The 8353-nt window shown below is 64.6% G+C and carries 10 protein-coding genes; 3 read left to right on the top strand and 7 right to left on the bottom strand.

Features of this window, described 5'->3' with window-relative positions; genetic code table 11:
- Together AC2VOU_RS10255 and glmU are read right to left on the bottom strand one after the other, a co-directional pair.
- The coding region (locus tag AC2VOU_RS10255; protein ID WP_486957282.1) for a hypothetical protein at positions 1–68 on the bottom strand (68 nt) is incomplete at its 3' end.
- A gap of 84 nt (positions 69–152) precedes the next feature.
- The gene (gene glmU / locus AC2VOU_RS10250) at positions 153–1619 is read right to left on the bottom strand and encodes a bifunctional UDP-N-acetylglucosamine diphosphorylase/glucosamine-1-phosphate N-acetyltransferase GlmU (RefSeq protein ID WP_486957280.1); all 1467 of its coding nucleotides are present in this window, start codon (positions 1617–1619) and stop codon (positions 153–155) included.
- Positions 1620–1775: 156 nt separating this feature from the next.
- Here glmU and AC2VOU_RS10245 point away from each other — a divergent pair, with 156 nt between their 5' ends.
- A complete protein-coding gene (locus AC2VOU_RS10245; RefSeq protein ID WP_486957281.1) occupies positions 1776–2138 on the top strand; it encodes a PAS domain S-box protein in 363 nt (120 codons plus the stop codon).
- A gap of 1 nt (position 2139) precedes the next feature.
- Here the strand turns inward: AC2VOU_RS10245 and AC2VOU_RS10240 are convergent, their stop codons facing one another.
- The 5 genes from AC2VOU_RS10240 to AC2VOU_RS10220 all read right to left on the bottom strand — a co-directional run bounded on the left by AC2VOU_RS10240 (position 2140) and on the right by AC2VOU_RS10220 (position 6296).
- Entirely contained in the window at positions 2140–3891 is a 1752-nt protein-coding gene (locus AC2VOU_RS10240) for an alpha/beta hydrolase (RefSeq protein WP_486957279.1), read from the bottom strand.
- Positions 3882–4559 (bottom strand): hypothetical protein, encoded by a 678-nt coding sequence (locus tag AC2VOU_RS10235; RefSeq protein WP_486957278.1) that lies wholly within the window; start codon positions 4557–4559, stop codon positions 3882–3884. The genes AC2VOU_RS10240 and AC2VOU_RS10235 overlap by 10 nt, the downstream gene beginning before the upstream one ends.
- Entirely contained in the window at positions 4556–5005 is a 450-nt protein-coding gene (locus AC2VOU_RS10230) for a holo-ACP synthase (RefSeq protein ID WP_486957277.1), read from the bottom strand. The genes AC2VOU_RS10235 and AC2VOU_RS10230 overlap by 4 nt, the downstream gene beginning before the upstream one ends.
- Before the next feature lie 24 nt (positions 5006–5029).
- Positions 5030–5317 carry an acyl carrier protein gene (locus AC2VOU_RS10225; RefSeq protein WP_486957276.1) on the bottom strand — a complete coding sequence of 96 codons (288 nt, stop codon included), beginning with the start codon at positions 5315–5317 and terminating at the stop codon, positions 5030–5032.
- 67 nt (positions 5318–5384) lie between these two features.
- On the bottom strand, positions 5385–6296 hold the full coding sequence (locus AC2VOU_RS10220) for a phytanoyl-CoA dioxygenase family protein (RefSeq protein WP_486957275.1): 912 nt from the start codon (positions 6294–6296) through the stop codon (positions 5385–5387).
- Between the two features lie 94 nt (positions 6297–6390).
- On the opposite strand from AC2VOU_RS10220, the gene AC2VOU_RS10215 reads away from it, so the two are divergent.
- Together AC2VOU_RS10215 and AC2VOU_RS10210 are read left to right on the top strand one after the other, a co-directional pair.
- Positions 6391–7311 (top strand): TIGR03621 family F420-dependent LLM class oxidoreductase, encoded by a 921-nt coding sequence (locus AC2VOU_RS10215; RefSeq protein WP_486957274.1) that lies wholly within the window; start codon positions 6391–6393, stop codon positions 7309–7311.
- Between the two features lie 376 nt (positions 7312–7687).
- On the top strand, positions 7688–8353 hold a 666-nt coding region (locus AC2VOU_RS10210; protein ID WP_486957273.1), incomplete at its 3' end, for an FAD/NAD(P)-binding protein.

Below are 8353 nucleotides of genomic sequence, written 5' to 3'. Positions count from 1 at the left end.
AGCTCAGGATGTGCGCGGCCGGAGAAGAGCATCAGGTTTTTGCGGTTATCGGTCCAGTCGTAGCTCACGTGCCGCCCTTACTGCTGTGGATCGGATGACTGTCTTAGGAATATTAGGTAGCGAAACGCCGGCCGGCTGCAGCGCCCCTGGCGTCACGTCGGCTCGTCGGGCGGTTGTCGTGCCTGTTCGGCGGCCCGCGCGGCGGCGCTGCCGGGCCGCTTGCGTTCGACCCAGCCTTCGATGTTGCGCTGCTTGCCGCCGGAAACCGCCAGCGCGCCCGGTGGCACATTCTCCCGGACCACCGTGCCGGCTCCGGTGTAGGCACCGTCGCCGACGGCTACCGGCGCGATGAACATGGTGTCGGAGCCGGTGCGTACGTGCGAGCCTACCGTCGTGCGCTGTTTGGACGTGCCGTCGTAGTTGACGAAGACGCTGGAAGCGCCGATGTTGCTGTGCTCACCGATGTCGGCATCACCGACGTAGGTCAGGTGCGGCACCTTGGTGCCGGTGCCGATGGTGGCGTTCTTGGTCTCGACGAAGGCGCCCAGCTTGCCGTCGGCGCCCAAGGTGGTGCCGGGCCGCAGGTAGGTGAACGGGCCGACGACGGCGCCGTCGCCGATCGCGGCGTCGGTGCCATGGGTGCGCACCACTGACGCGCCGTCGCCAACGGTGACGTCGGTCAGCGTGCTGTCGGGTCCGACGATGCAGCGCCTGCCGACGCGGGTGCCGCCGAGTAGCTGCGTTCCAGGTTGGATGATGGTGTCGCGGCCGATGCTCACATCGACGTCGACCCAGGTCGTCGCGGGATCGACGACGGTGACGCCGGCCAGCTGATGGGCCGTCACGATACGACGGTTGAGTTCGGCGGCCAGGTCGGCCAGCTGCACCCGGTTGTTGACACCGGCCACCAGCGAGCTGTCGTCGACGTGGCGCGCCTGCACCACCTGCCCGTCCTGCCGGACGATCGCGATCACGTCGGTCAGGTACAGCTCTTGTTGGGCGTTGTCGGCCGACAGCCGGCTCAGCGCAGAGCGCAGCGCCGAGATGTCGAAGGCGTAGACACCCGCGTTGACCTCGCGGATCTGGAGCTGGGAGGGCGTCGCGTCGGCCTGCTCGACGATCGCGATCACCTCGTTGTCCTGCGTGCGCAGGGTGCGGCCGTAACCGGTCGGGTCGGCCAGCGTGGTGGTCAGCACGGTGACGGCCGCGCCGCACGCGTTGTGGCTGGTCACCAGGTCGGCCAGCGTGTCGGCGTCGAGCAGCGGGACGTCGCCGGCGGTGACGACAACGACGCCACGGAAGTCGTCGGGCAGCGCGGTCAGGCCGCACAGCACCGCGTGGCCGGTCCCGAGCTGTCGGTCCTGCAGTGCCACAGCGATCGGGCGGCCAAGCGTTTCGGTCAGTTCACCGACGGACCGCTCGATGCGTTCGTGATCGTGGCCCAGCACCACCACCAGATGCTGCGGCGCCATCTTGGTGATCGCATGCAGCACGTGCGCCAGCATGCTGCGGCCGGCCAGCGTGTGCAGCACCTTCGGAATGTCGGACCGCATCCGGGTGCCGGCCCCGGCGGCCAGGACGATGACTGCCGACTCGCCGTGCTTGGTCGTCTCGGCCATCCAACCCTCCTCGCTGTTTGCAATCCGTTGCCCGTGTCATTATCCGCAGGTGTCCGGCAAAACAGATCGTCGACGCAGGATTCGCCGATGAACGCCGCGATGGACAATAATCAAGTGGTGGAACGTCGACGAACTGCGCAGGCCAGCCCATCGCCGATCGAGGCGCTCGAGCAGTTGCCGGCGCTGGTGTTACTGGAGCGGATCCCGGTGCCCACTGTGGCGGTGCTCCAGGACGGCACCATCGTTTTCGCGAACACGGCGTTCGCCGACATTCTGGGCCGCGAAACCGAGGAGGTCGTGGCGCTGAAGTTCTACGAGATCTTCTATGGCGCGCTCGAAACGGAATCGATGCTCTCGGTGGTCGACCGCCAGGCGAACATGGTCGTCGAGTTGGCGCACAAGGACGGTTCGACCGTGCGTGCGCTGATGAGTAGGTCGGCGCTGCGGCGTGCCGACGACGGAATCGCTCTCGCCACGTTCCAGGACCTCACCGAAGAATTGTGGGCCAACGAGCACTGAGCTAGCGGTTGCGCGCCGACACGCAGCCAGTAGTTACCGGCAACACGGCATTGCGGATCGCCGCCAATATCGCCGGGTGTTGCGCGGAATGGTCGCCGGTGGGTGGGGCGATTAGGCGGGGGGGCCGCTCCGCGCCTTGCAGTCGATCCAGGGCTGCCCGACCGCCTTTCGCGAAGAACTGCTCCGCATCCTCGGGCGAGGCAATCAGCGTCACGTCGACTCCGCGGCGGGCAAGCGTCGTGAGCACAACCTCCGGCCGCCACACGAGTCCGGCCCAGGTCAATAACCGCAAGACCGACCCTGGGAAATGGTTGTGCAGGTATGTCTTCGCCGGGTTCCTGCCCGGGTTGAGAAGTGTTTTAAGGCGATTCGTCTTGGACTCGCCGGAACCGGCGATCGGATCACCAGGTGCGTTGGCATCCAACGCTTTTTTCCGGTTGTACCACTGCGACGGCACGGTTGAAGTGGCGTGCCAATTCCACACCATGACGTTGACCAGTATCGCTGCCCGCGCACCGATACTGCGGGCGGTTTGAGCGGCGTACCACGAGCCGGAGCAGATACCGACGACCTCGAGTTGGCCGGCATCAGCACACGCATGTCTGGCGACCGCCAGCGAGTCGGTGATGTCGGCCTTGAAATACACGCTGCGCCAAGGGTCTCGGCTGATCTGACTCGAAAGGCCCAGTCCTGCCGGGTCCCACCGGACCGCCTGCGACCCGGTCGCGGCAATGCGACGTGACAGTTCGACCCATTCCCGGGCGGGTCCGACGTGCAAGTCCTTGGCCGTGATGAAGAACAACACGGTCTTTGCCGGCGCTGGGCTCGGGGGACGGGGCAGCGTGCGGATGGCGAACAAGCCGCTCGGTTCGATTCGTTCGATGCGCTCGACAACGTCGACACCGTCGGGCCCTTCGGCCGGCATCGTCACCGTCGTCAGGTAGCGCGGTGCGGCGTTACGGACGCGGGTTGGAGCTTTTGTGTCGATCCACTCGACGATGGAGTCGATCGCATTGGCCGGAACCGGTAGGAAGATCTCCTGCGGCCGGGCGCATTCCGGCAGGCCGCTCGCTTCGATCGCATCAACTCCAACGGACGACGCCAGAGCGGTCAGGCGGGTGTCGGTCTCGGTGGGCCGTCCCACTAGGAGTACGTCCTCGACGCCGTGAACGCTGAGTGGATCTGCGGCCATGCGTAACGCGGCGAATTCTGCTGCGGCGTGGACACTGAATCGCCCTCCGATGACGGACACATCGCCGGACGACGTAGCGTCCTCGCCCACCGCCAGCCGGAACAGCGCGGAGTGTTCGCGGAGGTAGCGCTTTCCCGTGCCGGCAGGATCGAGATAGGCCACCCGTTTGATCGGGTGGGACCGGGCCAGGCAGTCCTGCAGGATCAGGCACCCGGCACGTATGCCGACAGCCGTCGTCGGCTCGGCGCCGATCAGCGTGAGGTAATCCAGCGCGTGGCCCACGCTTGCCACCCAGCCGGCCACCGCGTCATCACGCCCCTGAGCGTGCGCGGAATCGCCCGTACCCAGGTAGTCGAATCGCAGCACGCCAAAACCAAGGCGGGCCAGACCCTCGGCGAGGGTCCGGTGTAGCCGGGTACTGTCCATCCCCTCTTTGCCGAGCGAACCACAGATCAGGACCCCGCCCCTGATCAGCTGGTTGGCCGGCAGATGAACCACGCCGAACAACGGCGAATCCGGCGGTCCGAAAAATGTCGGTACCTCGGTCGTCGTCAACGACATCTCACCGGCTCCCGGTCGATTTCAGCCGGCAGCGGAGCGGAACGCGGATGGACGCGCTGCCGGTGCAGCGCGGCAACGCGCAGGGGAATTGCGATCAGGCACAGCAGCGCAAACGGCACATATTCGGCGAGCTGGACCCAGGACTGTGCATTCGCATCGAATACGCCCAGGACGTGAATCGAGCCCAGCACAAAGTCCCGGCCGAAGGCGATCAGAATGTACGTCGTACCCAGCAAGAGCAGCGGTCGCCACAGACGGCCCATGCGGTGTGCTCCGATTCCGAATGACAGCAGCACGAGCAGGTAGGCGAAGAACAGCGCAACCAGGAAGAACCACAGCAGGCCGCCCTGCAATGGCACCCGGCCGGTGACGACACCAAGCCAGACGACCAATCCGATGTGGACCTGAAGTGCGGCGGCGAAAGCCAAGCCCGAGGATCGTGCCACGCGGGCCGGCCCGGCAAAGGCCGGTCTCAACAGGATCGCCATCGCACCGCCCGCATACGAGAGCCAGAAATACAGAAAAGACCAGCGCGCCGTGACCCGCACCGCGAACCGGAGGCCTTCGGGACCGGTGCCGTCAGCGGCCAAGGCGGCTACCGCAAGCGTGAGCGCGCCGCTCAGCGCGCCAGCCGCCCACGCCCAGGTGGGATCGTGTCGGCGGATCATGTCCCATCCCCTTTGGCCGCCACCGCGGGCCCAGCCGATCCGGCGTCGCCGCAGACCACCACGACGACAGCCATTGCGTGGCAATCGGCGTGCGAAAGCGACAACGACGCGCGGAGCCAGCCGTGCAGTCGCGCCCGCTCGGCGACTGATCCGCTCAACCGAAGCCGCGGCAGCGGACCATCCCGCGTCACCTCGATCTCACGCAACGGAAACGACATGTCGGGTTCGGCAAATGCCTTGATCACTGCTTCCTTGGCCGCGAACCGGGCCGCAAGTCCGTGCGCCCGGTTGAGGCCCTGACAGTCCTCGATCTCGCCGGCCGTGAAGACCTTGTGCAAGTAACGGTCACCGAATAACGCCAGCGAATCCTGAACTTCTCGCACGGAAAGGACATCGCATCCGGCGCAGATATGGTGCCCATCGATTTCAGTTGGCAAGGTGATCATGCTTTCGTCGAAATCATCTTAATATCAACGGAATTCACCGACACTCATTCCTTGGGGTGCCAATCCGGCAGCTGTCTTGACCAACCCTTCGACCACCTTCGAGATGTTGTGCACCGACTCAAAGGTAGACTTCTTGAGCACTTCTTCAGGGAACTCGATGTCGAATGCATCCTCGAGCGCAAGCATCACATCGACCGACGCGTGGGATGTGAGGCCGAGCTTGTACAGGTCTGCGCGATCATCCACCTCGTGTGGATCGACCGCCATCCGGCCATGCGCAGTTAAGATGTCACGAACCTGGTTCGCTATCACGCTTTCCTCGTATCTCTGCCGTGGCTCAATCGGATGAGCCGGTCTGGGGTCCAGCAACTTTGGTGATTCAGCCGCGCGACAACTCTGTCGGCGGGACGTAGCTCCCGGTCTCTCTGATCCGCTTACGCGCGGCGCGACGGTAGCCGTAGAAATCCGATATGTGGGCTGGACTGTCGTACAGCCAGTCGAGGGGCTCTCGCATGTTGTCCACGTAGCCGATCGAGTAGGAGCCCCGCTGATAGCCCATGAGCCTGAGCAGACCCTCGGGGAGGGTGCGAGCGATCTCGGGAGGGCAAGCGAGATACTGGTTTTCCTCCTGCCGCAGCCACCCGAGCGAATAGCTCACGTTCATCCCGATCCGGCTGGCCGCGGTGGTGTTGGCGCCGCCGCCGTGAAATATCGATCCGGTGTACAGCAGGACCGAACCCTTGGTCATGATCGCCGGCGACGACAGCGCCGGGTCCACATCGTCAGGATCGTCTTCCCACTGATGACTGCCCACCACTATCCGCGTCGCACCCGAGTCTTCGGTGAAGTCGGTGACGGCCCACATGGTGGCAACTTCGGCTTCAAAGCCCTGGGGGAACTGGAAGCGATCGAACGACCACTGATCGCGATGGATCATCTGCGCCGGTTCACCGGGTCCTATGGTCACCAATTGGGTCAAATCGATCTGGAAGGTACTGGCGTGGTCACCCAGCACCAGATCGAGCGAGTCGATGATCGTCGAGTTGGTGATCAGTGAACGGGCGGTCTGTGATCGGGCGATCAGAGCGCCGGTGCGTCGGGTGGTTGTGCCCAGGAATTTAGTGTTGCCGCCACCGGTGGCAGCGAGGTGCGGCTCGACCTCGGCCCGTATCAGGTCCATCGTCTCGGCAGCAGCGAGGTCGGCGACGATGACGCAGCCATCTCGCTTGAGCACCTCCGCGACATCCGCGGGCGAGGTTCCCGAACCGACCGAACGTACTGCTTTTGGCATGACTGTCACTATACAAGATGATAATATAAAATTTCGATGACTATTAGTCGGTTATTAGCTATTTTTCGTGATCGGTAGCGAAAGGCGGCAACAGATGCTCCCGTTTCGATTCGGCGTTCACTCCTCGGTAGCGCCAACTATGTCCGCGTGGCGCGATCAGGCCCGGACGGCCGAGGATCTCGGCTATTCGACCTTGTACGTCGCCGACCATTGCGGCGATCAGTTCGGGCCTCTGGTGGCCACGACCGTCGCCGCCGAAGCGACCTCCACCCTGCGCGTCGGGACCGTGGTACTGAACAACGACCTCCGCAATCCGGTGGTCCTGGCCAAAGAAATCGCCACCCTGGGCCTGGCGGCCGAAGGTCGGGTCGAGGTGGGCCTCGGCGCGGGCTGGCTCGAGAGCGACTACGCGCAAGCAGGGATTGGGTTCGACAAGCCGGCTGTCCGGGTGGATCGATTGGACGAGAGCCTGACCGTGCTGAAAAGCCTGTGGAGCGAGGGGAAAGCCACATTCGCCGGCGAGTATCACACGGTGTGCGACGCCCGTTGCGATCCTCGGCCTGAGTCGCCCCCTCGCGTCATTGTCGGCGGTGGAAGTCGGCGAATCCTCACGGTTGCCGCCCGGCAAGCGGACATCATCGGTGTCAACACCAGCCTGGCTTCGGGCCTCAATGCCGGCGACCTGGCGAGCCACGCCACCTACGATCACTACGACCGCTGCCTGGCCTGGATACGCGACGCGGCGCCGGAGCGGTTCGATTCGATCGAGCTGCAGATCATGGCCTTTGCGACCAGAATTGTCACCAGTCGCCGCGCGGCGGCGCGCACCGCAACCATGCTCGGCCTTTCCGGTGAAGATGCCCTGGATCTGCCGATCGTCCTGATTGGCGCCGTAGAGGAGTTGTGCGAGCGGCTTCTGGATTACCGCACGAGGTGGGGCTTCTCCAACATCGTGGTGCCGGGCGACGCGATGGAGTCCTTCGCGCCGGTTGTCGCCCAACTGACGGGTGCTTAGCCCGGGCGCCTGCCGCGGGCCATCGTGGCGACGGTTCGCAACCTCAGGCAGACACAGGTCAGGCCCATATCGCCACGAGGAAACGCCGCGATCCACCAGCCGCCAGCCTTCGGAATCCGCAGCGCATTCACGGATGTCGCAAGAAGACTGAAAGCCTTCTGTAGGTTGATTAACATTCAAATCGTATGTATTATCCGTAAGAAGATTAACTCTGGTATTTAAGCACGCGCGTCGGCGCACACCCCGGTCGGGGGTGCTTTCAGCAGAAGGAGCACATGTCAGTGGTGGCCACCGCGGCAGAGATGCCCTTAATAGGCCTGACCACATGTTGCTCTGCCCGGCGTGACCGTTGTCCGGCGGCTATGGGATGTGTCCGATGATCGAGATGGCCATCGTGGGGCTCGGGTCATGGGGTCTGTGCGTTCTGGAACGGACGGTCAACCGGGCACGTCGGACAGGCAGGCCGGCACGAGTGCACATCGTCGAGCCGGCTCAGCTCGGAGGCGGGGTCTACTCCGCGGGGCAGCCCGACTTCCTGGTGCTCAACAACGCCTGCGGTCAGCTCTCCCTCTACGCCGCCCCGGACGAGGACAACCCCCCGCCCTACGCCGTAGGCCTGCATCAATGGGCCATGGTCTGCGGCTACCGCTGGGTGGGGTACGAGTGCCGCATCGGCGCCGGAGGTGAGCGCATCCGGCCCACCGACTACCTGCCCAGGCGATTGATGGGCGAATACCTCGCCTGGTTCTACGAAACGCTGGTGGACTATGCGCCGCCGAACCTCGAGATCGTCCGGCACTACTCTGCGGCTGTCGACATCTCGCCGGCCCTTCAGGGGCGCGAGACGGTGCTGCTGGACAACTGTGCCACCTTCACTGTCGACCATGTCGTGCTCACTTCAGGGCACACCTGGAATCGGGAGCGCGGAGCCGCCGGGGGCGTGCGTTACCTGCAGCCCTACCCCATCGAGTCCCTCGACCAGAGCGCTCCGGGCGGATCCTCGGTGGCCGTGGCGGGGATGGGTCTAGTCGGCTTCGATGTC

The organism is Mycobacterium sp. TH-M25 (genome assembly GCF_057473665.1).
The sequence above is the reverse complement of the archived record's forward strand: the minus strand, read 5'-3'. Positions and strand labels throughout refer to the sequence as shown.